This is a genomic window from Natrononativus sp. DTA114, from assembly GCF_059736515.1.
In genome coordinates, this window is sequence record NZ_JCASSN010000001.1 from 1106311 (window position 1) to 1132551 (window position 26241).

General features: G+C 66.1%; 24 protein-coding genes and 1 tRNA gene. 7 read left to right on the forward strand and 18 right to left on the reverse strand.

Translation table 11 applies throughout. The annotated features are described in order from the left end of the window. Nucleotides 1-27 precede the first annotated feature (27 nt). The 7 genes from AC6I6S_RS05770 to AC6I6S_RS05800 form a co-directional block, all read right to left on the reverse strand. Nucleotides 28-3693, reverse strand: coding sequence for a UvrD-helicase domain-containing protein (locus tag AC6I6S_RS05770; protein ID WP_497948782.1), 3666 nt, complete (start codon nt 3691-3693; stop codon nt 28-30). Continuing rightward, nucleotides 3686-4702, reverse strand: coding sequence for a PD-(D/E)XK nuclease family protein (locus tag AC6I6S_RS05775; protein ID WP_497948783.1), 1017 nt, complete (start codon nt 4700-4702; stop codon nt 3686-3688). The genes AC6I6S_RS05770 and AC6I6S_RS05775 overlap by 8 nt, the downstream gene beginning before the upstream one ends. After that, nucleotides 4695-6842, reverse strand: coding sequence for a PD-(D/E)XK nuclease family protein (locus AC6I6S_RS05780; protein ID WP_497949302.1), 2148 nt, complete (start codon nt 6840-6842; stop codon nt 4695-4697). Before AC6I6S_RS05780 ends, AC6I6S_RS05775 begins: the two co-directional genes overlap by 8 nt. Nucleotides 6843-7281: 439 nt before the next feature. After that, nucleotides 7282-7572, reverse strand: a complete 291-nt coding sequence (locus tag AC6I6S_RS05785; protein WP_497948784.1) for a twin-arginine translocation signal domain-containing protein — start codon at nt 7570-7572, stop codon at nt 7282-7284. Between the two features lie 253 nt (nt 7573-7825). Further along, entirely contained in the window at nt 7826-8305 is a 480-nt protein-coding gene (locus AC6I6S_RS05790) for a hypothetical protein (protein WP_497948785.1), read from the reverse strand. Between the two features lie 125 nt (nt 8306-8430). Beyond that, nucleotides 8431-8751, reverse strand: a complete 321-nt coding sequence (locus tag AC6I6S_RS05795; RefSeq protein WP_497948786.1) for a hypothetical protein — start codon at nt 8749-8751, stop codon at nt 8431-8433. 2 nt (nt 8752-8753) lie between these two features. After that, complete coding sequence (locus tag AC6I6S_RS05800) at nt 8754-9326, reverse strand: calcium-binding protein (protein ID WP_497948787.1); 573 nt, start codon at nt 9324-9326, stop codon at nt 8754-8756. A 768-nt stretch (nt 9327-10094) separates the two neighbouring features. Here AC6I6S_RS05800 and AC6I6S_RS05805 point away from each other — a divergent pair. Further along, nucleotides 10095-11912, forward strand: a complete 1818-nt coding sequence (locus AC6I6S_RS05805) for a hypothetical protein (RefSeq protein ID WP_497948788.1) — start codon at nt 10095-10097, stop codon at nt 11910-11912. A 744-nt stretch (nt 11913-12656) separates the two neighbouring features. Here the strand turns inward: AC6I6S_RS05805 and AC6I6S_RS05810 are convergent. The 10 genes from AC6I6S_RS05810 to AC6I6S_RS05855 form a co-directional block, all read right to left on the reverse strand. Further along, nucleotides 12657-12728: transfer RNA gene (locus AC6I6S_RS05810), tRNA-Ala, on the reverse strand. An 87-nt stretch (nt 12729-12815) separates the two neighbouring features. After that, entirely contained in the window at nt 12816-13454 is a 639-nt protein-coding gene (locus AC6I6S_RS05815) for a rhomboid family intramembrane serine protease (RefSeq protein WP_497948789.1), read from the reverse strand. Nucleotides 13455-13539: 85 nt separating this feature from the next. Continuing rightward, nucleotides 13540-13848 (reverse strand): 30S ribosomal protein S10, encoded by a 309-nt coding sequence (gene rpsJ, locus AC6I6S_RS05820; protein WP_497948790.1) that lies wholly within the window; start codon nt 13846-13848, stop codon nt 13540-13542. Continuing rightward, the gene (tuf, locus tag AC6I6S_RS05825) at nt 13849-15117 is read right to left on the reverse strand and encodes a translation elongation factor EF-1 subunit alpha (protein ID WP_497948791.1); all 1269 of its coding nucleotides are present in this window, start codon (nt 15115-15117) and stop codon (nt 13849-13851) included. It abuts the gene before it with no gap. A 156-nt stretch (nt 15118-15273) separates the two neighbouring features. Further along, nucleotides 15274-16224: a homoserine dehydrogenase gene (locus AC6I6S_RS05830; protein ID WP_497948792.1), complete on the reverse strand. Its 951-nt coding sequence runs from the start codon at nt 16222-16224 to the stop codon at nt 15274-15276. Then, nucleotides 16224-16814: an amino acid-binding protein gene (locus AC6I6S_RS05835; RefSeq protein WP_497948793.1), complete on the reverse strand. Its 591-nt coding sequence runs from the start codon at nt 16812-16814 to the stop codon at nt 16224-16226. The genes AC6I6S_RS05830 and AC6I6S_RS05835 overlap by 1 nt, the downstream gene beginning before the upstream one ends. Before the next feature lie 121 nt (nt 16815-16935). Further along, complete coding sequence (locus AC6I6S_RS05840; protein ID WP_497948794.1) at nt 16936-17301, reverse strand: NifU family protein; 366 nt, start codon at nt 17299-17301, stop codon at nt 16936-16938. Between the two features lie 73 nt (nt 17302-17374). Then, nucleotides 17375-18892 (reverse strand): LVIVD repeat-containing protein, encoded by a 1518-nt coding sequence (locus AC6I6S_RS05845; protein ID WP_497948795.1) that lies wholly within the window; start codon nt 18890-18892, stop codon nt 17375-17377. A 53-nt stretch (nt 18893-18945) separates the two neighbouring features. After that, nucleotides 18946-19923, reverse strand: a complete 978-nt coding sequence (locus AC6I6S_RS05850; protein WP_497948796.1) for an ROK family protein — start codon at nt 19921-19923, stop codon at nt 18946-18948. Nucleotides 19924-20086: 163 nt separating this feature from the next. Further along, nucleotides 20087-20542 (reverse strand): universal stress protein, encoded by a 456-nt coding sequence (locus tag AC6I6S_RS05855; RefSeq protein ID WP_497948797.1) that lies wholly within the window; start codon nt 20540-20542, stop codon nt 20087-20089. A gap of 149 nt (nt 20543-20691) precedes the next feature. Here AC6I6S_RS05855 and AC6I6S_RS05860 point away from each other — a divergent pair, with 149 nt between their 5' ends. Next, on the forward strand, nt 20692-21432 hold the full coding sequence (locus AC6I6S_RS05860) for an SDR family NAD(P)-dependent oxidoreductase (RefSeq protein WP_497948798.1): 741 nt from the start codon (nt 20692-20694) through the stop codon (nt 21430-21432). Between the two features lie 135 nt (nt 21433-21567). Next, nucleotides 21568-22008, forward strand: a complete 441-nt coding sequence (locus tag AC6I6S_RS05865; protein WP_497948799.1) for a pyridoxamine 5'-phosphate oxidase family protein — start codon at nt 21568-21570, stop codon at nt 22006-22008. A gap of 49 nt (nt 22009-22057) precedes the next feature. Here the strand turns inward: AC6I6S_RS05865 and AC6I6S_RS05870 are convergent, their stop codons facing one another. Beyond that, nucleotides 22058-22936 carry a universal stress protein gene (locus AC6I6S_RS05870; RefSeq protein ID WP_497948800.1) on the reverse strand — a complete coding sequence of 293 codons (879 nt, stop codon included), beginning with the start codon at nt 22934-22936 and terminating at the stop codon, nt 22058-22060. Nucleotides 22937-23088: 152 nt separating this feature from the next. Here AC6I6S_RS05870 and AC6I6S_RS05875 point away from each other — a divergent pair, with 152 nt between their 5' ends. From AC6I6S_RS05875 to AC6I6S_RS05890, 4 genes are all read left to right on the forward strand, one after another. Beyond that, the gene (locus AC6I6S_RS05875; RefSeq protein ID WP_497949303.1) at nt 23089-23511 is read left to right on the forward strand and encodes a CBS domain-containing protein; all 423 of its coding nucleotides are present in this window, start codon (nt 23089-23091) and stop codon (nt 23509-23511) included. A gap of 72 nt (nt 23512-23583) precedes the next feature. Further along, entirely contained in the window at nt 23584-24009 is a 426-nt protein-coding gene (locus AC6I6S_RS05880) for a universal stress protein (protein WP_497948801.1), read from the forward strand. Nucleotides 24010-24121: 112 nt separating this feature from the next. Beyond that, nucleotides 24122-25489 (forward strand): sulfatase family protein, encoded by a 1368-nt coding sequence (locus AC6I6S_RS05885; RefSeq protein ID WP_497948802.1) that lies wholly within the window; start codon nt 24122-24124, stop codon nt 25487-25489. Nucleotides 25490-25574: 85 nt separating this feature from the next. Beyond that, nucleotides 25575-26240, forward strand: coding sequence for a helix-turn-helix domain-containing protein (locus tag AC6I6S_RS05890; protein ID WP_497948803.1), 666 nt, complete (start codon nt 25575-25577; stop codon nt 26238-26240). The last annotated feature ends 1 nt before the right edge of the window (nt 26241 follow it).

Here is a 26241-nt window from a genome sequence, read left to right on the forward strand (position 1 = left end):
CTGCCGTCACGCTGCCCACTCTCGCGGTCACTCCGTATTCACGACGTCCTCGATATCGAACTCGTCCGGCCCGCAGCCGAGCGAGCGATGCGGGCAGAACCGGCAGTGATCTCCTGGCGTCGTCTCGGCGAACGAGGGGTCGTCGACCGCCTCGAGCGTCGTCCGAACTGAGTCCCACGACGGTAGCTCCGCGGGTGAGTACAGCGACGTCTCCGGGCCGGCCGAACCCACGTAGACGTATCCGACCGCCTCGACGGGCGCGTCGAACTGGCGTTCGCAGGCGCGGGCGTACAGCCGCAGTTGTGTCGCCTCCTCCAGGTCGATCCGCTCGGTCGTCGTCTTGTAATCGAGGACGACGAGGTCGCCGTCGGGCGTCCGCCGAATCGAATCGACCGAGCCGACGACGGTGCCGTCGACGCCGGGAACGTCCTCGAGGGCGAACGGGAACTCCGCGGCGAGTGACTCCCACGCAGCGACTGGCTCGTCGATACCAGTCGCACGCGCCTCGAAATACCGGTCGATACACGCCGCGACCGACTCGTGGTGCGCGAGCAGTCCGCGGGCAGTGAGCTGGCGGCGGGCGGCCTGGTGCCAGGCCGCCGGCGTCTGATACCCGCGGTAGAACGCCTCTTCGGCGACGTCGTGGAAGACGGTGCCGACGATCCGTGCCCCGCCCCCGCTCTCGCTGCCACCGGCCGGATCGTCGATCGCGCGAACGACGTGGTCGAGATAGTGTTTGCGGGTACACGTCTCGTGGGTCCGCATCGCGGAGTAGCTGTGCCGGAGCGCAACCGGGAGCTCCGTGGCGCTCGAGAGCGCGCCGACCGGGAAGCGAGTCGTTTCGGCGGTCAGTGCACTGGCGTGTCGAGTGGCTGGGATCTCCAGACCCTCGCCGCTCGCCTCGAGAGCGTCGGCAGCGTCGGCCGCGGGAAGCAGCTTTTCCCGGCGGAGCAATCGGCCGAGTCGATGGACCGCCTCGATCGCCTCGCGGGTTTCGAGTGGCTCGAGCGGGCGGTCGTCGTTCGCGTAGTAGGTGATCGTGCCGGGTGTGGTGTCGGCCGCCACCGCGATCTCGTCGGTGAGATCGGCGACTGTCTCGGGGTAGGTCTCCCGGACCCGTTCGACGCTCTCCGTAAGCGCGTCCCAGAGGTCCATGCGCTCGCCGGCGACCGACCAGTCGATCGCCTCGGCGAGACAGTTCTGCGCCGTCGAGGCCGCGAGTTCGGTCTCGCCGCCGTCGTAGTCGTAGCTCGAGCCGAACAGGAACAGGTGGTTCTCGGCTCGCGTGAGCGCGACGTGGAGCACGCGCCACTCCTCGCCGACGGTTTCGGTGGCCAGGTCCGCCAGCAGTGGCGAGTCCACATCCTCGTCGAGGGTTGCCGACAGCAGGCGGTAGCGTGCGCGTTCGGCGTAATCGCGCTCGACACACCACTCCTCGTCGGAGAGATACGGGGCGAGCACCGTATCGAACTGCAGCCCCTTCGCCTGGTGGACCGTCATGACGTCCACCCGATCGGCGGAGCTCGATCCTCGTCCGATCCCCGACTCACTCCCTCGGAGCGTGCGCTCGAGAGCGTCGACGAATCCCTCGGTGACCGCCCCCAGCACGGTCCCGTCGTCGTAGGCGTCGACGAAGCGATCGATCCTGTCGAGTTCGGCCCGCTCCTCGCCGGTGAGAAACCACTCGAGGCGGGTCAGTTCGCGGAGTCGGCGGATGAACGCGCCGCGCGGGAGCACGTCCCGCAACCGCCTGAGTTCCTGGAGGTGCTCGCGTGCCTGTACGAGTCGGTCGGGAGCGGTGGCCGTCGCCGGGTCGATCACCGCGAGTGCGTCCGCGAGGGAGCCGTCGTGGGCGTGTAACCGCTCGAGGTCGGCATCGGGAAGCCGGTAGCGGTACAGCAGTACGCGCCGGAGATGGGCGTCGGCGGGCGGATCGACCAGGACGCGGAGATACGAGACGAGCGTCTGGATCCCCGGCGAGATCTCACCCCGCGGGGAGCCCGAGATCTCGTGGGGGATCTGGAGCGCACGGAGTTCGTCCGCGACCGCCCGGGCGTGGCGGTTGGTGCGGACGATGACCGCGATGTCGCTCAGCTCCCGGCGCGGAACGTTCTCGAACTCGCCGTTGAGAAGCCTCGAGACGGTCGTCGCGACCTGTTCTGCCGTCGATCGGGACAGCTCGTCGCTCTCGATCGTCAGCAGCCGGTGTGGCGGGCGTCGCTCGTCGTACTCGCCGGACGTCCGGCCGTGCTCTCGAAGCGTCTTCGAGGAGTGTGAGCCGTACGTACAGTGGTTCGTCACGTCGAGGATCTCCTGGCGCGAACGGAAGTTGAGCCCGAGTTCGACCGCCTCGTGGTCGTCGTAGACGCGAGCGAGCCTGTCGAGCCCCTCCCGGTCGGTGCCCCGCCAGCCGTAGATCGCCTGATCCTTGTCGCCGATCGCGAGCAGTTCCGGTCGGTCCTCGCCGGCCGTGAGTTCGGTGATGAGAGAGAACTGCGTCTCGTCCGTGTCCTGGAACTCGTCGCAGTAGACCTGGGACCACCGACTCGCGATCTCGTCTGCGACACCCATATCGGAGCCGCCGACCGGTTCGGTGCCGTCTCCGTCGGCAGCGAGCAGGTCGGTCGCCGCGCGCACGAGTTCGTCGAAGTCGAGCGTTCCCTCGGCCTCGAGGTGTGCCCGGTAGTCGGCATAGACGTCGGTGTAGTGGCGGGCCTGCCGGAGGAACCTGACGTAGTGGCGCAGCCGACCGATCGGCGTCTGTTCGATCCGGCTCGTGGCATCCCGCCAGATCTCGTTGCCGAACAGCGCCCGCGGAAGCTGTTTCGTCGTCGGCTCATCGAGCGAGAGCGCCTCGATCGTGTTCGTTACGCACTCCTGAAGCACGCGGAGGTACGTTTCGACGTCCTGCACGACCGCGTCCTCCCGGACGGCGGCGGGCGCTTCGGCGATCTTCTCGCGGCAGTAGGTAAGCAGTTTGCCGTAGTCGATCAGCGATTCGCGGGCGGCCTCGAGGTGTTCCTCCCGGTTAAAGTACCGCAATGCCTCGTTGTCGAAGGAGAGTTCGCGCTCGGCCTCGCCCTCGAGCCAGAGGACGAACTCGTCGAGGAACTCGAGGGTCCGAACGTCCGGGAGTCCGGCCGCGAGCGTCTCGGGATCGATATTCTCCCGGCTCATCCCCGCGACGAACCGATCGATCGCGTCGCCGAGTTCCGCCACTCCCTCGCCGTGGGTCATCTCGTCGGCGAACTCGTACTCACGATCGGCGAGCAGGCGGCCGATGAGCCGACGCCGTCCCCCCTCGGTGAGGACGTCGAGTTCGGGCGACAGGCCGAGATAGTAGGCGTACTCCCGGACCAGCCCGTAGCAAAACGAGTGGTAGGTGTAGACGTCGATCTCGGCCGCGACCTGTGGATCGAGACGGTCTGCGACGGCCTCGCGGATGCTCGCGGCCGCCTCGTTGGCGAACGTCAGCACGAGCACGTTCTCGGGATCGACTTCGCCGCGTTCGATGGCGTGTTCGATCCGCATGAGCATCGTCGTCGTCTTCCCCGTCCCCGCACCCGCGTCGACGGACGTACAGGCCGCCCGCCCCTCGATGACCGCCCGCTGGTTCCCCTCCGGCTCGAGTCGGTCGTCCGCTCGCGGCGCGTCGGCGCCCGTCGAGTCGAACAGCGGCGGCCCCTCAGCCATCGAACCGCACCTCCTGGGCGATGTACGCCTCACAGCAGACGGTGTACGCACAGTCCGGACAGGCGTGTTCGCGTATCTGCTCCCAGCGGGGGGTCGGGTCGGACGCGTCGCCGACGATCGCATCGACCGTGTCGACGAGGCGCGACTCGACGGTCCGGTTCCGGTGCTGGTGGGTCATCCCGAACGTGTGGTGGTCGAGGAAGGCGTCGGTGAGATCGCACGCCTCGAGGCTCGTCTCGACGGTGTCGCGCAGCCAGTTGACGTCGACGCGCGATCGGTCCGCCACCGGAACCCGGACGTACCGACACGTCCGGTACGCCGTCAACCCGAGCCGGTCCCGAAGGTCGCGCAGCCCCTCGAGGACGACGGACGTCTCGAAGAGCGCGCCGACCAGTTCCGGCTCGAACGCCTCGGTGTCCGGATCGAAATGGGCCTCGAACCGGTCGGCGACGTCGCCCTCCCAGCTGTCGCGGTATCGAAGCAATCCGAGCGACCGGAGGCTCGGAACGAGTCGGACGCCGACGAGCGACGAGCCGTCGCCGTACACGTTGTCGACACGGGCGGTGACCGGGACGTGGCGGTCGCGGTCGGGGAGCGAGATCGACGCCGAGAGGGGGAGGTCCGGCCCGAGGAACTCCCCGTCGGGTGCCGCCCGCTGCAGTTCGCGGACCCCCGTCGCGTGAGCCTCGCCGACGGCCTCGACGTACGCCCGCCCCGTCGCCTCGAGCACCCGTCGCTCGTGGCGGTGCTGTGCCCGCGAGTGGAGTCGTTCGTCGTGGTCGGCCCACAGATCGCCAAGAGAATCGAGTATCGCGGCCTCGAGCGCCTCGGGATCGGTTACACCGCTTCGAAGTCCCGCACAGAGCGCCTGCCGGAGCACCGCGAGTCGAGCCGTCGCTGGCGAGTCGTCGGTGTCGCCCTCGAGGCCGTCGACGTGGGCGAACTCGTACCGGCGCGGACAGTGCAGGTAGCTGCGGATCCCCTCGATCGAGAGCGAGGGCTCACTCACGTCGGCTCACCTCGCCCGCGGCGAACTCGAACTGTGACCTGACCGCTTCCGTGAGATCCTCGTCGACGCCGTCTTCGGCCAGCACGCAGGCGATTTCCTCGAACAGCGCTTCCGTCTCGGCCAGATCCGCCTCCCCGCCGGTGCTCGCCTCCCGGAGGACTCGCTCGAGTTCGCCCCGTGGCTCCGCGAGCACCGCCTCCAGGGCGTTCGACTCGCCGTAGATCGCCGTTTCGTCGTGCGCATCGACGTCCTCGAGCATCACGTCGGGTCGCGACTCGAGCGCCCGGAGATACCGAGACTCCTCGTGGGTGCGACGCAGTCCGCCGGAGCCCCGTTCGTACGAACAGTAGTAGACGACGGTGCGCGCCGCACGCGCGCCGATCGCGAGCCGGCGGCGAGAGCGTTGGGCGTGGTACTGCTCGAAGGGGTCGCCGATCTCTTCGGGATCTGAGACGGGTGCGAAGGTGTCGGCTACCTCGCTCGGCGTGGGGTCGGTAACGGCCGGATAGGCCGGCATCGACTTCAACCACGCCGTCGGAAACAGTTGAGTGAGGTGTTGTGCGCCCGGATAGGTGCCGTCGGTCAGGTCGAGCAGGAACACCGCCTCCCGCGAATCGTACTTCAGGTCGGCGACCGGGCAGACGGTGATCCCGCCCGCCGGGGCGTCCGCTTCGACCGCGTGAACGTAGGGCGCGTCGTACTCGATGGTGTTCCGGAGCATCCGTGCCAGCCCCTCCCAGTCGGGAGCGACGAGGTCCGTCCGCTCGACGAATCGGGCGATCTCGAGAATCCGGCGGACACTCTCGAACTGTTCGCGGGCGTCGACCCAGGCCGCCTCGGCTGCGATCCGCCCCTTCAGATCCGTACGGACGATCCAGCGCTCGAGCGATCGCGAGACGCTCGCATCCACGCAGTCCTCCCGCAGGGCGGGCGTGTAGTTCTCGACGCGGGCCTCGAGCCGTCGCCGAGCGAGTTCTCCCTCTCGCCCGCCGTCTCCCCGGTCACAGTTGCGGACGACGAAGGCATAGAGTTCGTTCACCGCCGGATCCTCCGCGAGGGAAGCGGTGCCGACCGTCGCCGTCGGGAGCCCCGCCTCCCGCAACCGCGTGCGAACCTCGGGAACGCGTTCGAGACGCGGGACCGCGACCGCGATGTCGTCGTACCCCCAGTCGGCGTGTTCGTCCTGCAGCGCCTGGATCTCGGTCGCCACCCGCCGGCTCTGTTCGCGAGCCGTTCGGGCGCGGAGCCGGCAGGCTCGCCGTCCTTGTTCTCCCCCCTCGAGCGGTGGGGCCGAGCCGGCGGCGAGAAACCGGGTATCCGGCTGCGCCGCCGGTCCGTCGGTGACGGGATCGTCGATCAATTCGAGCGTGAGGTCGCCTGCGAGCGTTTCGATCCGGCCGACTTCGACGCGCGTCCGCTCGACGCTCGCGTGGCGCTCCCCGAGACAGACCAGGTCAGCCCCACGGGTGAGCGCCGCGAGGTAGCGTCGGTCGAGTTCGCGAAACTCCTCGAACTCGAGGGCGAGGACGGCATCGAACGACGAACACACCCGGTTCCGCAGTCCGTCCGCGTCGGCCTCGAGCAGGTCGATCGCCCGCGGGATCACGTCGGCCCGTTCGACGAACCCGCGATCGGCGAGTTCGGCGTGAAACCGGTCGTTGATCGCGTAGAGGTAGTCGAGACAGGGGTGCGGGTCCACGAGGTCGTCGCGGCGGCGCCGCTGGCGAGTCGCCTCGAGCAGCAGCTGTCCCACGTCGCGGGCGAACGACTCGTGGCGCCTGGCTCGCTCGAGGTACGGCGGCAGGTCCCGCGTCGCGCCGTCGATCACCAGCGAGATCAGTTCGATCCGCTCTTCGTACTCGAGGCGCTCGAGCGTCGAGTCGTGCTCCTCGAGCACCTTCGAGGCGTGTTCGGGGAGCGACTCGAGGCGGGGCGTTGCCACCGCGTCCCGCGTGGGGGCGTCCGCGAGCGCGGCCCGGACGGCCTCGAGTCCCGCCGGGTGGCGCTTTACGACGAGGACGTTTCTGGCCCCGTGCTCGTCAGCCAGTCCGGCGTACTCCGCGGCGACGTGACTGAGGAGGGCCGGACGGAGGTCGGACCGGAGTTTGAGGGTTCCCTCGAGCGGCGGCGACTCGGACATCAGGTCTGTCACGGAGTAGTGACCGTCTCGTATTTAAATATGTGGGCGCGAACGACCGGCGGGACGTCGCGTGACGATCGGTAACCACGGCGGTCAATGGAGCGAGAGCGAGATGGGCGGAGTCCAGAGGGCAGGGTTCGCTGCCCGGTCGGAGAACAGACCCGCACGCACGGATGTGGGGGCGACGGCTCGCGGAGGCCGTGCGGTGACGGCTATCTCCACCCGGCCACTCGCTTCGCTCGGCGAGAAGAGGATTTCGGCGCTCGAATGCGGGCAACAAACCGGCGGTCGGCCCCGACACGCGTCCGGTGAAGGAGACCGAAACGACGGTCGACTCGAACGGGACTCCGTGGGTTGGTACCCCGACGTCCGTCATCGAGGTCGCTCACTGTCGAGACGTCAACGGTAGGTGATCTGTAGTCAGTTCGGTCGGCTGTAGTTACGAACCGCCGTCGTCCGTGTCGTTATCCTCGGTCTCGTTGTCCTCGGTCTCGTTGTCCTCGGTCTCGTTGTCCTCGGTCTCGTTATCCTCGGTCTCGTTATCGGCCGGTTCGTCCTCGGTCTCGTTATCGGCCGGTTCGTCCTCGGGATCGGCTGGTTCGTCCTCCGGGTCCGCCGGCTCGTCCTCCGGCTCCTCGTCATCGGCGCAGCCGGCGAGCAGGGCCGCAACGGTAAGCGCTCCAGCACCTTTTACGGCCGTTCGTCGGGTAATACGGGTTCTTTTTCCCATACGGCCGTTTCCACCACCAACTACCGTCAAACCCTCGTGACTGTGGCGTGACAGTCACGGATTAGTACGAGTATACCATCCGGTTAACGTGCTATCATACTCGGCGCTACCGGTGGGAAACACGTTGTTTCACCACGGAAATCGGGAGCGTGACGGCTGGGAACGCAGTGGCCCCACCCGATAGCCGGTGTAGCCGGCCTGTGAGAACGGGAACGCCGCTCCTGGGACGAAAAACTCACCGCAGAGAGAGAGGTCAGGTGTCGTATCGGACGAGAGACTCGAACAGGTTCAACTCTGTGTCGAACACCTGCGTCTCAGTGGTAAACGTGTAGCTGGTATCGGGGTCGAGTGACTCCTCGGTGAACACGTTCGTCGTCGTATCGACCTGTCGCTCCCCGGTCGTCGAACGAACGACGTACCCCGTGTACTGGTCCGGTTGCGTGAGAACCGGGGTGAACTCTCCATCGGGGAGCCGCAACAGTTCGACCGTGATGGGTGCGGGAAGCCGACTGACGACTTCGACCGTCATTCCCGGCCGGTAGTCCGCCATCGAGACCAGCACCGGTTCGTACGCAGTCTCGTCTTCGTCGGCGATCGCTCGCGTCACGGAGCCGGAGGAGAGTTCGATACAGCCGGAGGTCCCGATGACGATCGTTCCCGCCGTGATCGTCCGCCCCCTGGTTCCCGATTCCGTCGACTCCTCGGATTCGTGTTCGTGGCTGTCAGCTGTCATGGAAGTCATGACCGCTACTCCGTCGAAGCCGATAACGCTTCGCCGGTCAACCGGTGATTGGGGACTGCGACACGATCAAACCGGAAAAAACACGATCAAACCGGAAAAAGGTATACAGTGCGCTGTTACTCGATGTCCACACTGAGGAGGTTCAGCTGTGAACTGAACATCGTCGCATCCTCGCCGAAGCTCCCGGTGTCGTCGCTGCTCAGGGAGACGTCCTGCGAGAAGAGGAACGTGGTAACGCCAGCGTTCTCGCCGTCCGTGTCGTAGCGGATGACGTGGCCGTTGTAGTCGTCGGGCTGAGAGATCTCCGGGACGGTCTCGTCGTCGAGCTGGAGTACGTTGACCGTCGTGCTCGCCTCGAGCTGGGCGACGACCTCGAAGTTCTGGCCCGGGTGGAAGTCATACGAGAACACAAGTCCCTGACCGTCGTCTTGAACCATTTTTAGTCACCTCCGTTACTTTCGTTATCTGCCGGCTCCTCTTCCGGTTCTTCCTCCGGTTCTTCTTCCGGTTCTTCTTCGGGCTCCTCTTCTTCGGGCTCCTCTTCCGGCTCTTCGTCATCGTCCGTGTCGTCGGCGGCTTCGCCGTCGAGTGACGTACTGAGGAGGTTCAGCTGCGAACTGAACATCGAGGCGTCCTCGCCGAGGTTGCCGGTGTCGCCGCTGCTCATGGAGACGTCCTGCGAGAAGAGGAACGTGGTAACGCCCGCTCCTTCCCCACCCATATCGTAGCGGATGACGTGTCCGTTGTAGTTGTCTGGCTGGGAGATCTCCGGAACGGTCTCGTCGTCGACCTGCAGGACGTTGACCGTCGTGCTCGCCTCGAGCGGAGCAACGACCTCGAAGTCCTGTCCCGGGTGGAAGTCGTAGGAGAACACCAGCGCCTGCCCTTCTTGCTGTGCGCCAACGGTACTGGTACCTGTCGCGGTAGCACCGAGTGCGACGGCAGTTGCCGCGAGCGCTCCTTTCTTCATAAACGTCCGTCTCGAATCGCCTGTAGTTTCCTGATCGCTCATTGTCTCACGCCCCTCTTGGGGCGCAGTATACTTGCGCAGAAGATCGAATAAACGCGGCCGACCGTTTCGTCTGGTATTAATTAATTAAATATGCCGATCAAATTCAGCGAATGATACGTTTTGAACGCCGTTCTCCGCACTCGATCACGGAAACTAAAGCGACAGCCGCGTTGCCATCTTTCTCGGATGAAACGCCGCCCCCGGGCGACCGCCCCGGTCGAGTTTCGAGACCGTGGGATATCCATCGGTACAAACCGAAATTGAATCGGTTTCAGCAGGGAGTAATCGCCAGTCGCGGCGGACGCGAAAAAGTGAACGCGACCGACCCGCACTGTCGGTAGTAGACAGTGGTCGGAGCAAACGCAGTGTTGACCGGCAGAGATCGACTGTAACGGTCGCGGTGTCGTGAACGAACGGAGATCCCATCCCGTCCACTCACGAGAGAGACCAACCCCGTTCGCCGGCCACTCGAGAAGGGTTTCATAACAGAGACCTTCCCGGGAAACGGTGTGGTAATACACGCTGTCCCCCCGTGTCAATTGCGACGACGACAGTCACGGATGGCGAGAGCATGCTCTCGCCCGCGGCGATTGACCGTCGGCGACGAGCACGAAGGGAGACCGATCCGATCGGATCGCAAACTCGGGGGTTTCCTCCGTACCCGCTCGTCGCTGTGGAGAGTCGAGAAGAGAGAAACGCCGCGAAATCGAGCCATACGGTGCAACAGTAGCTGATCTTATTGGTCCTCTCGCGCGACGGAGACAACTCATGAGATCGAGAGACGACCGCACGGGTGAACCGCTGTGTGGGCTGCGGCGTCGACGGTTCCTGCAGGCGTTCGTAGCGACCGGCGTCAGCGTAGGCGCGAGTACTCGTTCGCTGGCCCGACAGGACGACACCGAGGACGACCCCACACTTCCCAGCAGTCGACCCGCCTCGGTCAGGGATTTCCCGCCGGGAAACTACGAACACCTGTACGCCGACCAGCGCCGCCGGTCTCTGGAACTCCTCCTGAGCGACCCCGAGGTACACGATATCGTCGAGGACATGATCGTGAGTTACGAGGCGTACGAACCCCACACCAACGATCTCGACGCGGTGAGCGTCCAGGGCAGCCCCGACGTCGAGGTAGACGGCGGCCTCGAGGAGGGACGGTTCGACGTGACGTTCGAGGACATGGAGGTCGCACACGGCCTCGTCGACCGAGAGGCGAACGAACTCATCGCGCTGACGCTCACCCGCCCCGCCAACGTCTCCTGGACGGTAACCGAAGGGGAGGAGTACGACGAAGCGCGACTACGGCGGGTACTCGAGGATAGCCAGGTCCAGGAGTATCTCGACGATAAGGACTGGTTCCCCGCGACGGTCGATCCCGAACTGATCACGTCCGCCAGGGGCGTCGGGCACGGCGACGTGGTGCCCGTCGTGCTATCCGTCGTCGAGCGCGACGCGCTGGCCGGGATCGTTGCGTATCTGCAGGTCGAGGAGGACGAAGTGATCGACGTCAGCTACGTCGAGCGATTCGTGACGGCCCCGCTGCACGAGCGGGCCGAGGTCGTCGAACCCGCAGACGACACCGTCTTCGAGGACGTCCCGGGCGTTCCCCGCGAACAGCGCCCGCGGGACACGGCCGAGGGTGGAACGTATCTGAGCGAAACGCCGCCGGAAACGATCGAAGCCGCAGACTGGACGGTCGAGTGGGACGAGCCGGACCACCACGGCGTCGAGATCACCGCCGCCTACCAGGGGGAGACGGTGTTCGAAAACATCCAGTCACCGATCACGTTCGTCGGCTACGGGCTTGATGACCGGGGCGACGACTCCACGCTCGAGTGGTTCTTCCCGGACGCCGATCCCGTCTTCGGGGGCGAGTTGCTTCGGTGGGACGTCCACAGCGCGACGTTCGGCGGTCCCGAGCCGCTCGAGGCGCTCGAGTACCCCGAACTCGACGGGCTGCCGGAGGGGGTCGCGCTCACGAGCCAGTATCGGACCGGCAGCGTCGACCCCGAATCCCGGGATCACTACGTCGGACAGCGGTTCGGACAGACCAACCACGAGATCACCTACGAGTTCTGGGCGGACGGGGTGGTGGTTCCGGTCTGGAAACGACACGGTCCCGGATTCGAAACTGAGTACGATGACTCCGTCGAGCGCGCCATCGCGTCGTTCGCCATGGAGATCACGCCTGGTGGCGAAACCGCCGCGACGGTCGAACTCTCCGAGGGGGACGAGTGGGTCGTCCAAGAGGAGGAGTTCTACCAGGTGGGCGAGCCGGGAACCGCCGTCCGATTTACCGGCGAGGACGGTGCGGAAGTCGTCGAAATTCCCCTCGAGGAGGGGATGGAAGCCGTCGTCGCCAGCCGTGGCCCGCGGGAGATTCCAGTCCAGCGCCGTCTCGAGGAACCGGGGATCGAAACCGGATTCTACCACCCCGCACAGTACGTCGGCGGCGAATCGATCCAGAACGACCGGACCGTTTGCTGGCTGTTGCTCGAGGCGCCCACCGACCCGCTCACGGATCCCGCCGGGAGCGGATCCACCGTCGCTCACGCGGAGATACGGGTTCTCGATGAGTCGGATGCGTGAGATTTCTCGACGCAGCGGGAAGGTTCCCGAAAGTTGGCGTGTTCACTAACGGCTATTTCCACCGGAACACTCGAGTTTAATACAAATTACGCTGAGTATTTGGATGGCGTCAGTCCGTGTGCGCTGTTCCCCCCTATCGCACACAGTTCACGGCGCTATCAGCATTCGGGCACTCCCCGCCCCCCACCCCCTGTTCGTTTTCGCGAACCGAACGTCGATTCCTGCGAGCGACGCTGCCATCCTCGAGAAATGTTCGCGGTCCGGGTCGTCGGCTTGCGTTGACGGGTGAGCGATGGGCGTCCAGTTCGGGGCGTTGTACAGCCGACGCGCGCGGTTGCGATCCGTCATGAGGCTCGAAAGCAACCCCCTTGCTTCGGGTAGAGTTCTCAGTTTCTGCAAAACCCGTTCGGAATCGAAGTAGCGGGTAATCGGTCCGCCTTACCCCGTCAGCAGACTTAACCCCCATCTGATACTTACCGCCCATCGCATGTGAGTTGCGCAAGAATAGTGGACTCAACGGGAGACGGAGTCTCCCGAGCCTTCACTCGCAGCGCTCGCAAAGACGCTGGGATTTGAACCCAAAACCAGACGGTCGCCTCGCTTCGTTCACGGCTTCGCCGTTCACACTCGCGGTTCTCACTGCGTTCCGAACCGCGCACCGCTCGGCGCTGCGACTGCTAGGACTTCAAATCCAGCATTGACGATAATCTGCGTCGCGAACAACTCGTGAGCGACGCAGAGTTATGGACTCGCTGGGATTTGAACCCAGGGCCTCTTCCTTGCGAAGGAAGCGATCTACCACTGATCTACGAGCCCTCGAGATTTCTTATCCCTGGTTTCTACTTGTAGCTTGTGTTTCGCGGGAAGCCTGTGGCACCGTCGCACCCCAAAGTGCGTCGCGTGCTATCGCATCGGCTCGCGCTCGGTCCGGCGACGGCCTCGAGGCTCGAGGATTCCCGTTCGGCCGGCGAGCAGGCCGACGAGGAAGCCGGCGAAGTGGGCGATCAGCGCCACACCGGGCGCACCGGTTGCGATAGTGACCACCGCGGCCAGGAGCAGGAAGACGAGCAGCGTCACCCACCAGGGGACCTCGATCCGGGCGGCGATCCCATCCGAGAGGCGGTTGCCGGCGATCAGGTACCCCATCAGTGCGAAGACGGCGCCGCTGGCGCCGAGTACGCCGGAAGTCTGGCCGCCGCCGGAGAGGGTAATCAGGAACTCCGTGACGAGGACGTGCGTGACGCCCGCGAACGCGCCGGTGAGAATAAAGAACGTGTGAAACCGGAGCCTGGTCGTCGCTCGCGCGATCGGCCAGCCGAAGATTATCAGTCCAATGCTGTTCGAGATCAGGTGACCGAGGCCGGCGTGGGCGTAGACGCTCGTGATGATCGTCCACGGGTTGTGCTCGAGCGGCGGCGCGAGCACGAACAGCCCGCCCATCAACGCCGCGGCGCCGATGAGGTACGCGACCCCCTGCAGGACGAAGACGAGGACGAAGAGGCCGAGCGTCTCCAGAATGGGATTTCCCCCGGAGTCTGACATGACCGGGGGTACGACGGGGGACTACAAAAGCGCTGTCCGGCGCGGCCGCTACCGGAGACGAAAACAGGTGAGAAATCGGTCGAGATCAGTCCTCGAGGACGATCTCGATCGAGACGTCGTTTGGCACCTGGATGCGCATGAGCTGGCGGAGTGCGCGTTCGTCGGCGTCCAGATCGATCAGGCGCTTGTGGACGCGCATCTCCCAGTGCTCCCACGTGGCGGTGCCCTCGCCGTCGGGGGACTTCCGCGTCGGGATCTCGAGCGTCTTCGTCGGCAGCGGGATCGGGCCGCTGAGGTTGACGCCGGTGTTGTTCGCAATCTCGCGGACGTCGTCGCAGATGTTGTCGAGGTCGTCTGGACTCGTGCCCGCGAGTCGAACGCGTGCCTGCTGCATTTATTTCTCGTCGACGCTCAGGACCTTGCCGGCCGCGATGGTCTGACCCATGTCGCGGATGGCGAAGCTCCCGAGTTCGGGGATCTCGCTGGATGGCTCGATGCTGAGCGGCTTCTGTGGACGGATGGTGACGACAGCGGCGTCACCGGCCTGGATGAAGTCGGGATTCTCCTCTGCGACCTCACCGCTGGATGGGTCCATCTTCTTGTCGATGGACTCGATCGTACACGCGACCTGTGCCGTGTGGGCGTGGAAGACCGGCGTGTAGCCGGCGGTGACGACCGAGGGGTGCTGCATGACGACGATCTGGGCCTGGAACGTCTCGGCGACGCTCGGCGGGTCGTCGGCGGGGCCACAGACGTCACCGCGGCGGATGTCGTCCTTGCCGATGCCGCGGACGTTGAATCCGACGTTGTCACCGGGGCCCGCGGAGGGAACCTCCTCGTGGTGCATCTCGATCGTCTTCACTTCGCCGCCCACGTCGCTGGGCTGGAAGGAGACGTTGTCGCCGATGTTCATCGTTCCGGTCTCGAGGCGTCCGACGGGGACGGTCCCGATACCGGAGATGGTGTACACGTCCTGGATCGGCAGGCGAAGCGGCGCGTCCGTCGGCGGCTCCGTCTCCGGCAGGTCGTTCAGGGCCTCGAGCAGGGTACGGCCGTCGTACCACGAGGTGTTGTCGGAGTGCTCGGCGATGTTGTCGCCCTCGAACGCCGAGATCGGGATGAACGAGGCGTCGTCAACCTGGAACTGGACCTGGTTGAGCAGCTGGTTGACCTCGTCGACGACGTCGTTGAACGCGTCCTCCTTGTAGTCGACGACGTCCATCTTGTTGACGCCGATGAGCATCTCGTTGATACCCAGCGTGCGGGCCAGGAAGACGTGCTCCTGGGTCTGGGGCGCGACACCGTCGTCGGCGGCGACGACGAGCACGGCGTTGTCGGCCTGGCTCGCGCCGGTGATCATGTTCTTGACGAAGTCGCGGTGACCAGGACAGTCGACGATGGTGAAGTAGTACTTGTCCGTGTCGAACTCCTGGTGGGCGATGTCGATGGTGACACCACGCTCTCGCTCCTCTGCGAGGTTGTCCATCACGTAGGCGAACTCGAAGCCGCCCTTGCCCTTCTCTTCTGCTTCTTCGCGGTGCTGTTCGATGACGTGCTCGGGGACGCTCCCTGTCTCGAAGAGGAGTCGGCCCACGAGCGTGCTTTTCCCGTGGTCAACGTGACCGATGATGGCCAGGTTCTGGTGGGGTTTGTCTTCGCTCATTGTTGTAGCTCACGCGCAGAGGCGCTTATATCGGTCTCTTTTGCCCGTTGCGGTTAAAACCATTTCGAAACCGTGCTCGGCCGACCCCGCCGCCTTCTTGCGGTTTGTGTCTGTGTCGCACGGTCGAGAGCGCGGGCGAGCAACCGGCCCACCCATCTACCGCGGTGGCAATCGCCCCACGTCGGAGAGCACCGCCGTCGCCGTCTCCGGCCCGCCCGCGCCGCGCCCGCTCGAGTGCAGCGACCCCGCGTGGCGCGTCTCGATCTGGACGATGTTTCGGGTGCCCGAGACCGCCATTGCACCGTTCTCAGGAACCAGACGAGGGCCGACTCGGACGCCGTCGCGGGTCGCCTCGCCGACCAGCCGAATCGTTCGGCCGTCCTCGGCGGCGACCTCGAGCGCGCTCGGCGGAATGTCCTCGATCCCGTCGACCTCGGCGTCGGTCAGCGAGAAGCCGCCGTCGGCGAGGACGTTGGCGAGGATCACGCACTTGAGCGCGGCGTCGGTGCCGTCGACGTCGAACGTCGGGTCCGCCTCGGCGACGCCCAGGTCCTGGGCCTCCCCCAGGACGTGGTCGTAGCCGAGCCCTTCGGCCGCCATCCGCGTCAGGATGAAGTTCGCCGTCCCGTTGAGGACCCCGCGAACTGCCGTCACGGCCTCGGGGGTACAGTCCTCGATCGTCGACAGCACCGGAATCGCACCCGCGACGGTTGCCTCGAACCGGACCGAGCCCGCGCTGTCGGCCTCGAGGCCCCGCAGCTCCTCGTAGCGTTCGGCCACGGGACCCTTGTTCGCGAGCACGACGTGGCGGTCGGCCTCGAGCGCCCGTCGGACGTGTGAGAAGCCGGGTTCGGCGTCACCGAGGGTCGTCGGCGTCGCCTCGACGAGGGCGTCGTAGTCGGTTTCGAAGACGGCTTCGGGGGCGGCCGAGCCGACGGAGTCACCGCCGGCTTTGCGCTCGAGGGCGCTCTCGATGTCGATACCGACGCCGTCGGCGACGACGGCGGTTCGCGAGTCGGCGAGCGCGACGACCTCGTGACCGTACTCGCCTGCGAGTTCCGCGACGGCACCCCCGACGGCGCCGGAGCCGATGATCGCCAGTCGCATCAGGCATCACCTCCCGGAAGCGGTTCGACCACACGGAGGTCCTTCTCGGCGGCGATCTCTCGGATCGTCGTGAACACCGCCTCGGCTCGTCCCGAGTCGACCGCGAGGCGGATTCGCGCGCTCGAGACGGCGTCCATCCCGTCGGGTGCGGCGAGCGAGAGGTCGATCACTGCGGCGCTCGCCTCGCCGTCGATCGCCGAGAGCGTATCGGAGAGATCAGTCTCGACGAGGTCGCCGACGAGCACGAGGCTGTGTTCCTCGCCGTAGCGTTCCGCACCCGCCTGGATGACGTTGATGCCGGCCTCGCGGAGCCCCTCGACCACGTCGTCGAATCGCTCGGGCGGACACTCGAGGTCGACTTCCACCGGAATGTGCCCGCGCGGGGTAATGTTACCGCGCTCGTGGTGGATGCTCAGGAGGTTCCCGCCGTTGTCGGCGATGGGCGACAGCGCCCGGAGCAACTCGCCGGGTTCGTCGACGAGCTCGAGGCGGACGGTGTGAGCCTGGACGCCGCCGTCGGCCTCGAGGTCTGCGTCCGGGTCGGAATCCGTCGGTGGTGTGGGCTCCGCGTGTCCGTCGCGATCAGTCATCGACACCACCTCCGACCGGCGAAACACCAGACGTCGTCATGTACTACGACTGTGCAACGGGCGCGTAAAAGCGTATAGGCGTTCCCAAAACTGACCAGCTCTGTGGAGGGGGGGCCACCCCTCAGAAGTGATCCTCGCCGGGGTTCGACGATCCCCAGTCGCCGCGGCCGCCCTCGGTCCGGTCGATCCCCATGATCGATTCGGCCTGCTCCGGCCCGCCGAGGCTGTCACGGGGGTCGGGGACGCGAACCGTGACCTCGTCGACCTCGGGCCACTGGATCAGCGCCGCCTCGATGTTGCCGGTGGTGACGTCGCTTATCGAACAGCCGCTGCAGCCACCGCCGAGTTCGATCACGACCTCGCCCGTCTCGGGGTCAGCCTCGCGAACCGCGCTCGTCCCGCCGTGCATCTGAATGATGGGCATCTCGCGTGCGAGCCAGCGCTCGACGCGGTCTTTGAGGGGGTCGTCGGCGTCGGGGTCGGTCATTATCGGGTGTAGGGCCTCGAGCGGGGAATAGTGTTTGGTTCGCAGCGAGTTTACAGGGCCTCGAACCCCGCGGCTACCGGTCGTCCCGACGGCGCAGGTACTCGAGTCCGAGCGCGCCGCCGGCGAGCCCCGCGAGTCCAGCACCCCCCGTGAACCCGGGGAGTGAATCGACGTCGCCGTCCGGACTCGTGTCGGTGGCGTTCGTCGACCCGTCGCCGGCGGATTCGCCGTCGTCAGTCGCCCCGTTATCGCCCGTCTCGGCATCATCCGCCCGACCGGTTGGCGGTTCGGTCAGCGACGGCGGCTCCGGCTGTTCGCCCGCCGCAATCGGGAACGTGTAGAGTGCGCCCTCCGTCGAGGCGTTCGGAACGAGGGCGGTGCTGCTCGCGACGAATACGTCCTCGGTCGCGACCCGAGCGGTCCAGAACGCGGCCGTCTCGGGGTCGCGCCACTGGGCGAGTTCCTCGGGGTTTTCGGGGTCGGAGACGTCGTGGATCTTCACCCCGCCCTGGTACCACGAGGAGAACAGGAAGCCGTCCCGGAGTTCGAAGTTGTGGGCCGTGGTCCACTGGCCGCCGTAGTAGGAGGCGTCGTACCCCTCCGGGGCGTCGATCGTCGCCCGGAACGCGGGCTCGTCGGGATCGCTCACGTCGTAGAGGTCGATCCCGCCGGCACCCGCCGGATCGCCCGCCTCGGTCGCCCAGCTCTCCCGACCGATTCCCAGTAAGGTACCTGTGTCGTCGACCGCCGAGTAGTGGTCGTTCCCCGGCAACGTGAGCCGTGCCGCCTCGATCTCCGACTCCGTGAGGTCGCGCTGTTCTGCGGGATCCACCTCGCTGACGTGCGAGCGGTACGCGGGCTCCGCCGGATCGCTCACGTCGAGCAGGACGGTGCCCGCGTTCCAGTAGGCGAGATACGCGAGTTCGTCGTGGACGTAGATGTCGTGGAGGTAGTACAGCATCCAGAAGGCGTCCTCCCACTCCGGTTCGGTCGCCGTGATCGACCAGCGGCCGACCTCCTCCGGTTCGTCGTCGGCCACGTCGAAGATCACGAGCGGGTTCGTCTCGCCGTCGTTGGCGACGAGGTAGAGCCGGTCGTCGCCGAGGTAGCAGTTGTGAATGTGGTAGTCGGTCTCGACCGGCTCGCCCGCGGCGACCGGCTCGGCGGGGTCGCTCACGTCGTACAGCACGAACCCGTGGAACTCGTCGTCTGCCACCCGATTCGCCGGGCCGACGACCGCCAGCCGGTCGCCGTCGACTTTCACGTCCAGAATCTCGGTGAGCGGGCCGCCGTCTTCCTCCTCGAGCAGCCGCCGTCGCTCCGCGAGCAGAGTTGGGTCTGCGGGATCGCTGACGTCGACGGTCGCGAAGCCGTCCGTCGCGGCCAGATACGCCGTCTCACCGCCGTCGCCGACGACGGCCTCGGCGGCGCCGTGGACGTCGACGCGACCCAGCGGCTCGTAGGCGTCGGTTTCCCCGAGTGCCACCCCGTTCGTTCCGGCCTGGACCACCCCGCCATAGCCCGCCGTCGACGCGACTCCCGCTCCGAGGGTCGCACAGGCTCCGGCCCGAAGGAACGTTCTGCGACGCATACGATGACGTCGGCTCGAGCGATGAAATAGTGTGGGATTGGCGAGCGAGAGGATCAGTGTCGGAGCCGTCGCCGGTCGCCGGTCCCCTCCGTCAGCGCGCTCGCGAGCGCGCCCTCGACGACGACGTCGTCGCCGAGACCGGTCACGGTAATCTCGGGAACGTTCGTCATCACCATCTCGGTGACTCGCTCGCGGAGGGGGTCGACGACCAGCTCCTCGTTGTGCAGAGCGACCGCGCCGCCAAAGGAGACGACGATGGGGGCAAAGGAGTGGACGACGTTCGTCACGCCGATGGCGTTCCAGTGGGCGAGTTGCTCGATTACGTGGTCGGCGAGTTCGTCCTCGCCGGCGAACTCGAAGACGGTCTTCGCCGTGAACTCGGGGTCTTCGAGCGGCAGTGCGGTGTCGATCGAGGGGTCGTCGTCGGCCAGCGAGCGGGCGTACTCGGGGATGCTGTTGCCCGAGCAGTAGGCCTCCCAGTGGCCGTCGTGGCCACAGCCACAGGTCATCATCCCCTGGGGGTCGACGACGCAGTGGCCGACCTCGCCGGCGTTGCCGTCCCAGCCGTCGAGAATGTCGCCGTCACAGCAGACCCCCGCACCGATCCCCGAGGAGATGGTGACGTACACCATGTCGTCGGGGTTGCGATCGGAGTGAAACCGCTCGCCGATGACCCCCGCGTTCGTGTCGTTGTGGAGGTAGACGTCGTCCGTGACGGCGAGTTTTTCGATCGGTCCCGTCAGCGGAATCCGGTCGATCGTGTCCGGCAGGTTCGCCGGGTCGATCACCGCCCCCTCTGCGAGGTCGAACGGACCGATCGAGCCGATTCCGACGGCCGCGAGACGCTCCGGGTCGATCCCGGCGTCGACACAGGCCTCCCGCAGAGTCCCCAGTACCCGTTCCGTGACGTCGATTCCCGTCGGGCCGCGTGGCGTTCCGTTCCGGCTGACACCGATAATCGCACCATCGCCCTCGGAGACGACGGCACGAACGTTGGTCGCGCCGAGATCGACGCCCGCATAGTAGGCCATTCCTGTTGTAGGGAACAACGCCCACCCCACTTAACTACACACATCTTTACTCGGGACCACGTAACAGTTCAGAATCGTAGAACGCTGCAGGTACCAGCGGCGTGCGTTCGATTCGCCACGACGCGCTCGCTGGCGGGGCGCTCAAAGCCGCGAGGGACGGCGTCTAGTCGCTGCCCCGAACGAACGTGACCGGGCAGGGTGCCGACAGCAGGACCTCCTGGGCCGTCGACCCGAACACTGCCTTCCCCGTCGGCGAGCGTCTGCGCCCCCCGACGACGACGCGGTCGGCGTCGACGCTCTCCGCGAGATCGACGATCGTCGGACCGTGGTCCCCGACCGCGCCGCGAACCTCGTAGTCGACGCCGTCCGCCTCGAGCGTCGACCGGAGATCCCGGATCGTCGCGTGCCGAGACGCCACCTCGTCGGGGTCGGCCGCCTCGAGTTCGGTGTCGAAGGAAAGGCGCTCGAGCACCTCGTCGTACTCCGACTGGGTGAAGACGTGGCCCAGAACGACGGTCGAGCCCGCCGGTTCCGCCACCTCGACGACTGCCGCTGCCAGTTCGTCCGTTCGGTCGGCATCGCCGGGGCCGACCGCGAGCAGGATCGTTTCCAGCGTCATACCCGATATACACGCACGCACTCACTTAACTATTAACAGTTTACTCGGGTTCGAGTTTCTTTTTCACAGTCGTCGAGAGTCAGTCGTCGGGGCGGCAGGCGGCCGGCGTAGCCAACAGAGCTAACTCAGCGGGTGCGGGAACCGCTCGTATGCAGACACCGGATCTCTCGGGACGGACGGTGCTCGTCACCGGCAGCGCAGCGGGTGTCGGTCGGGAACTGTTGCTGGCGACGGCCGACTGCGGGGCGAAGACCGCCGTCCACTACCACACGAGCGCGGACGCGGCCCGCGAGGTCGCGGCCGCCGCCACCGACGGCGGTGCCGAGGCGACGATGACCGTTCAGGGTGACGTTACCGACCCCGACTCGGTCGACGGCCTCTTTTCCGCGGTCGAGTCCGAACTCGGAAGCGTGGACGTGCTGGTGAACAACGTCGGCGACTTCGCGCCCGCCCACTGGACGGAAATCGAGTTCGACACCTGGAACCGGGTGCTCGAGACGAACGTAAACGGCACCTACCTCTGTTCGAAACGCGCGTTGCCCACCATGCGCGAAAACGGGTACGGCCGGATCGTCAACGTCGGCTACGCCTCGAGCGAGAAGGGACTGGTCAGCCCGAAGAACTTCCCGTACTTCGTCGCCAAGGCCGGCGTGTTGATGTTCACCCGGATGCTCGCCGCCGACACGAGCGACGACGGGATCACGGTCAACGCCGTCTCGCCGTACGTCGTCGAGAACTCCGAGGAGTTCCCCGAGGAGCTACCGCGGGACCGCCCGGCGAGTTTCGAGGACGTCGTCGCCCCGGTGTTGTTCTTCCTGGACCCCGACAGTGGGTACGTGAGCGGGGAGAACATCGAGGTCGACGGCGGCTGGCTGCCGGAGGCGGTGTGAGCGGGTCGCCAGTCAGTCGTCCCGCGTCGCACCGTTCGCCGATCGGACGCGCGCACCGTTCGCGGACAAGGCGGAAGGCAGTCGAATCGCGCGCGCTCGTACGGGTTCATGCTTCTTGCCGCCGTACCGTCCGCGATGGACACCATCGAGTACACCTACACGTTCGGGATGGACGAGGCGACGATCGCCGACTACCTCGAGGCCGGCGACGTCGGCGTCCTCGCGCTCGCGAACGAGGGAGCGGCCTACGCGATCCCCGTCGCCTACGATTACGATGACGGGTTGTTCGTCCGGCTCACTCGTGACGCCTCGAGCAGGAAGATGAAATTCCTCGAGGCGACGACCGAGGCGTGTTTCCTGCTGTATGGCGTCGACTCGGCGACGGACTCCTGGAGCATCGTTGCAACGGGGCCGCTTCGGAAACTCACCGGTTCCGAGCGGGCAGCGTTCGACGAGGCGGCGATCAACGAGCGCTTTCACCGGCTCCGGGTCTTCGACGAGGACGTCGAGGCGGTCGACGTCGAGATCTACGAACTCGTCATCGAGACGGTTACGGGCCGGAAGACCGGGAGTTGACCGGGGCCGTCCGCGCATCGGCGGCCCCGACGCCGGAACGACCGGCGACCTACCGCCGGGAGAGCAGGCGGCGGAGCTTCGACGGTGCCGGTTCGTACCGTTTCGCGAGGAACACCGTTCCCGCGGCGTGTCGTCCGACCCCCTGCGAAACCGATCCGAGAAGGCGGCGCTCGAGGAGCCCACCCCGCGAAACGCCGAGGAACGTCGCGTCGTAATCGGCCGTTCGGTCCGTGATCGTGCCCGCGACGTTCTCGGCGGTGACGAGTTCTACCGTGGTCGTCACGTCCTCGAGCGAGGCGCGCAGTTCACCGAGCAGGACGGTCGCCTCGGACTCGCTGTACTCGGGGCCCGACTCGTCGACGACGTGCAGGAGGTGGACCGTGGCGTCGTGTCTGCGGGCGATCGAACCGGCCGCCTCGAGCGCACACTCGTCGTGTGGACCGCCCGCGACCGGAACCAGCAGCGAGTCGAGATCGGCCGGCGACGGCGTCTTGATCCGCTTGACGAGGACGTCGCACTCGGCGTCGCGGAGGACCCTGTCGAGGTGATCGCCGAGTACGACGTGCGGTCGGGGCGGCCGACCCCGCCACCCCATCAAGATCGTGTCGACGTCGTACTCGGCGGCCGCGCCGACGATCCCCCGCGCGACACCGCGTGCCATCCTGATGCGGCTGTCGACGGGAATTCCAGCCTCCTCGGCAACCGCCGTGGCCGACTCGAGCAACTCCTCGTGTTCGTCCTCGAGGAGGTAGCGTCGGCCGTCCGCGAGCGACAGCTGCGGCGGAACGTCGAGTACGTAGACGAGGAGGAGCCCGGCCGACCGATCCGCCGCGAGATCGATCGCCGTGTCCAGCTGGCGGTCCGCCGTTTCGGGGTTTGCGAGCGGGACGAGCACGGTCCTGTCTGCGTTCGACGTATCGTCTCCCATACCAGTCTTTTCGTCTACACCTCCCGCGGCAATAGTCGTTCGTTTCGATTCCGGGGACGGTCACGGAAAACGTGAGAAATCCTCTCACTCGAGCGGAGAGTCGCCCGGACGGTAAACGGCTACTATGCATCTCGGCGTGGGGATGAACGATGATGCCAGTCGAAAACCTCGCACGGAGTGACGTCACCACTGTGTCGACGGACGCATCGATCCAGGAACTCGCGACGACCATGCGGGACGACAGCGTCGGTAGCGTCGTCGTCGTAGACGGTGACGAGCCGGTCGGAATCGTCACCGATCGAGACCTCGCGATGAAGATCCTCGCAGAAGGTGCCGATCCGTCTGGACTCACAGCAGCCGACGTGATGACCGAGGAACTCCACACGATCGATCACGATGCCGGGTTCTACGAGGCGACCGAGCGAATGAACAGCCACGGTGTCCGCCGACTTCCCGTCACCGGCACTGACGGCGAGCTCGCCGGAATCATCACGGCCGACGACCTGACCGAACTGCTCGCCGACGAACACCAGGAGCTCGCGGGAGTTATCCGAGCACAGCGAGCCCCATACTGACCGCAGACCGGACGAGTGGGAGGGCGAATCGGGCGATAGGGGATTATAGTCGCTGTCGTCGAAACGACGCGTATGGGAACTCGAATTCTCGTTCCGTACGACGGTTCCGAGCCGGCGGCCGACGCGCTGACGTACGCGATCGAAACGTTCGCCGATCCGGAGCTAACCGCGGCCTACGTTATCCCCGTCCCGGAGGGGTACTGGGCGGCGTTTAGCGAGCCGGAGGAGGCGGTCCCGAACTACGACCGGGCTCGAGCACACGCCGACGAAACCCTCGAGGAGGCGGTCGAGATCGGCGCCGACCGGGGCGTGAGCGTGACAACCGAGGTGTTGACGGGGAAGCCACACCAGGAGATCGTCGAAACCGCAGCCGAAGAGGGATTCGAGACGATCGTCATCGGGAGCCACGGCCGGAGCGGACTCTCGCGGGCGCTGCTGGGCAGCGTCGCCGAAGCGGTGGTCAAACGATCGACGGTACCGGTCGTCGTCGTTCGGTGATCCGCCGCCGGGACCGGTCGGTTCCGATGCGAGCCCGACGCCGTGTCGGATCGGTACTCGACCGACCAAGCCGGGTAAACAGTTATCCGACAGGTTGTGGTAGCCGGTGTCTATGGCGGACTCTCGACAGGACGAGCCACACGTCCTCCTGATTCACTGTCACGATCTCGGACAGTATCTGGGCTGTTACGGCGTCGATATCGAGACGCCAGCGATCGACGCCCTCGCCGACGACGGCGCGCTGTTCGAGAACCACTACGTGACCGCGCCCCAGTGCTCGCCCAGTCGCGGCAGTCTCATGACGGGCCGGTATCCGCACGTCAACGGCCTGATGGGGCTCGCCCACGGCGACTGGGAACTCCACGAGGACGAGAAAATCATGCCCCAACTCCTCGGCAACGACGGTTACGAAACGCACCTGTTCGGCCTCCAGCACATCTCCCAGGACACGGATCGCCTCGAGTACGACTTCGTCCACTCCGAGGGAAATCTCTACCCCGGCGTCTCCCCCGCCGTCCACCAGGCCAACCGGGCGCGTAACGTCGCCGAGGTCGTCTCGACGTTTCTCGAGAGAGGATCGTTCGACGCACCCTTTTTCGCGAGCGTCGGCTTCTTCGAACTCCACCGGGTCGAGGAGGAGAACGGCCGGTTCGGCTTCGACGCCGACCACTACGACGACGACGATCCGGACGAGATTCGACCGCTACCGTACCTGCCCGATCGGCGGGGAATCCGCCACGACCTGGCGGAGATGCGCGGGATGGTGACCGCCGTCGACGACGCGATGGCGTCGATCCTCGAGACCCTCGCGGAGACCGGCCTCGACGAGGAGACCCTCGTGATCTTCACGACCGAACACGGAATCGCCTTCCCTCGCGCGAAAGGGAGCTGTTACGACGCCGGCATCGAAGGCGCGCTCCTGATGTCCGGGCCGGAAATCCCGGCAGGTGTGCGCTACGACGAACTCATCACCAACGTCGACGTGTTGCCGACGCTGCTCGAGTACGCCGGCCTCGAGGTGCCGGACAACCTCAACGGGCGCAGTTTCGCGTCGTTGTTAGCCGGCGCGGACGACGGGGAGAACACCTACGAGGAACACGAGCACCTGTTCGCCGAGATGACCTGGCACGACATGTACAACCCCGTCCGAGCGATCCGCACGGAGCGGTACAAGTACATCCGAAACTTCTGGCACCTCCCCGAGGTGTACCTCACGAAGGACATCTTCGCGAGCGAGTCCGGGCGGGAGGTCCGGGAGTCCTACGGGACGCCGCCGCGAGCCTACGAGGAGCTGTACGACCTCCACGAGGACCCACAGGAGGCGGAAAACGTCGCGTTCGAGCCACGATACAAGGAGATCCGGGTCGACCTCTCGGAGCGGCTCCACGAGTGGATGACCGACACCGACGACCCGCTGCTCGACGGGCCGGTGCCGCCGGGTGACGACGAGGAAATCAGAACGTGGCCCCACGAGCGGTAATGACCCGCCAGCGGCTGCCCGAGAATTCCTTCGACAGGCGACCTCGAGACGGCAGGGTATTATACGCGACTTTCCTCTCGAAGGCATGAGTGGGACTGTCGCCGAGGTCAGGATACCGATCGACGAGTTCGCGTTAGCGGAGACCATGGCTGCGTACGACGATCTGCGGTTCGAAATCGAGCGGATCATCGCCCACGAACCCGACCGCGTAATGCCGTACGTCTGGATCAGCGGCGACGACTTCGATGGGCTGGACGGCCGTCTCGAGGCCGACGAGAGCGTCGACCGCTTCGAGTTGATGGCCGACGTTGACGGCGAACGACTCTACCAGATGGGGTGGGTCGGCCAGATCAGAACGCTCGTCCAGATCCTCGTCGAGGAGGAAGGGACGATTCTCTCGGCGCAGGGGAACACCGAGGGGTGGACGCTGCGGATCCTCTTTCCCGAACGGGCGTCGCTCTCGCGAACGTACGAGTTCTGCCAGTCGAACGACCTCTCGCTCGAGATCCGGAGTATCTACGATATCGACAGCGGGCGACAGGGACGGTTCGGGCTCACCGACGGCCAGCAGGACGTCCTACAGGCCGCGTACGAGCACGGCTACTACCGGATTCCGCGGGAGATAACGGCGGAGGAACTCGCCGCGGAGTTCGGAATCAGCCACCAGGCGCTTTCCGAACGCCTGCGCCGTGCCCACGAGTCCCTCGTCGAGAGCACGATCGTCGTCGGCGACCCCGACGACGGGGAGTGAG

Coding starts and splice junctions, on each gene's coding strand:
- AC6I6S_RS05870 (WP_497948800.1), bottom strand. CDS start 22,936: ATGGGAGACGATACGTCGAACGCAGACAGGACCGTGCTCGTCCCGCTC.
- AC6I6S_RS05865 (WP_497948799.1), top strand. CDS start 21,568: ATGGACACCATCGAGTACACCTACACGTTCGGGATGGACGAGGCGACG.
- tuf (WP_497948791.1), bottom strand. CDS start 15,117: ATGAGCGAAGACAAACCCCACCAGAACCTGGCCATCATCGGTCACGTT.
- AC6I6S_RS05855 (WP_497948797.1), bottom strand. CDS start 20,542: ATGACGCTGGAAACGATCCTGCTCGCGGTCGGCCCCGGCGATGCCGAC.
- AC6I6S_RS05780 (WP_497949302.1), bottom strand. CDS start 6,842: ATGTCCGAGTCGCCGCCGCTCGAGGGAACCCTCAAACTCCGGTCCGAC.
- AC6I6S_RS05795 (WP_497948786.1), bottom strand. CDS start 8,751: ATGGTTCAAGACGACGGTCAGGGACTTGTGTTCTCGTATGACTTCCAC.
- AC6I6S_RS05790 (WP_497948785.1), bottom strand. CDS start 8,305: ATGACAGCTGACAGCCACGAACACGAATCCGAGGAGTCGACGGAATCG.
- AC6I6S_RS05835 (WP_497948793.1), bottom strand. CDS start 16,814: ATGACTGATCGCGACGGACACGCGGAGCCCACACCACCGACGGATTCC.
- AC6I6S_RS05770 (WP_497948782.1), bottom strand. CDS start 3,693: ATGGCTGAGGGGCCGCCGCTGTTCGACTCGACGGGCGCCGACGCGCCG.
- AC6I6S_RS05800 (WP_497948787.1), bottom strand. CDS start 9,326: ATGAGCGATCAGGAAACTACAGGCGATTCGAGACGGACGTTTATGAAG.
- AC6I6S_RS05805 (WP_497948788.1), top strand. CDS start 10,095: ATGAGATCGAGAGACGACCGCACGGGTGAACCGCTGTGTGGGCTGCGG.
- AC6I6S_RS05830 (WP_497948792.1), bottom strand. CDS start 16,224: ATGCGACTGGCGATCATCGGCTCCGGCGCCGTCGGGGGTGCCGTCGCG.
- AC6I6S_RS05860 (WP_497948798.1), top strand. CDS start 20,692: ATGCAGACACCGGATCTCTCGGGACGGACGGTGCTCGTCACCGGCAGC.
- AC6I6S_RS05880 (WP_497948801.1), top strand. CDS start 23,584: ATGGGAACTCGAATTCTCGTTCCGTACGACGGTTCCGAGCCGGCGGCC.
- AC6I6S_RS05840 (WP_497948794.1), bottom strand. CDS start 17,301: ATGACCGACCCCGACGCCGACGACCCCCTCAAAGACCGCGTCGAGCGC.
- AC6I6S_RS05845 (WP_497948795.1), bottom strand. CDS start 18,892: ATGCGTCGCAGAACGTTCCTTCGGGCCGGAGCCTGTGCGACCCTCGGA.
- AC6I6S_RS05875 (WP_497949303.1), top strand. CDS start 23,089: ATGCCAGTCGAAAACCTCGCACGGAGTGACGTCACCACTGTGTCGACG.
- AC6I6S_RS05890 (WP_497948803.1), top strand. CDS start 25,575: ATGAGTGGGACTGTCGCCGAGGTCAGGATACCGATCGACGAGTTCGCG.
- AC6I6S_RS05815 (WP_497948789.1), bottom strand. CDS start 13,454: ATGTCAGACTCCGGGGGAAATCCCATTCTGGAGACGCTCGGCCTCTTC.
- AC6I6S_RS05885 (WP_497948802.1), top strand. CDS start 24,122: ATGGCGGACTCTCGACAGGACGAGCCACACGTCCTCCTGATTCACTGT.
- AC6I6S_RS05785 (WP_497948784.1), bottom strand. CDS start 7,572: ATGGGAAAAAGAACCCGTATTACCCGACGAACGGCCGTAAAAGGTGCT.
- AC6I6S_RS05850 (WP_497948796.1), bottom strand. CDS start 19,923: ATGGCCTACTATGCGGGCGTCGATCTCGGCGCGACCAACGTTCGTGCC.
- rpsJ (WP_497948790.1), bottom strand. CDS start 13,848: ATGCAGCAGGCACGCGTTCGACTCGCGGGCACGAGTCCAGACGACCTC.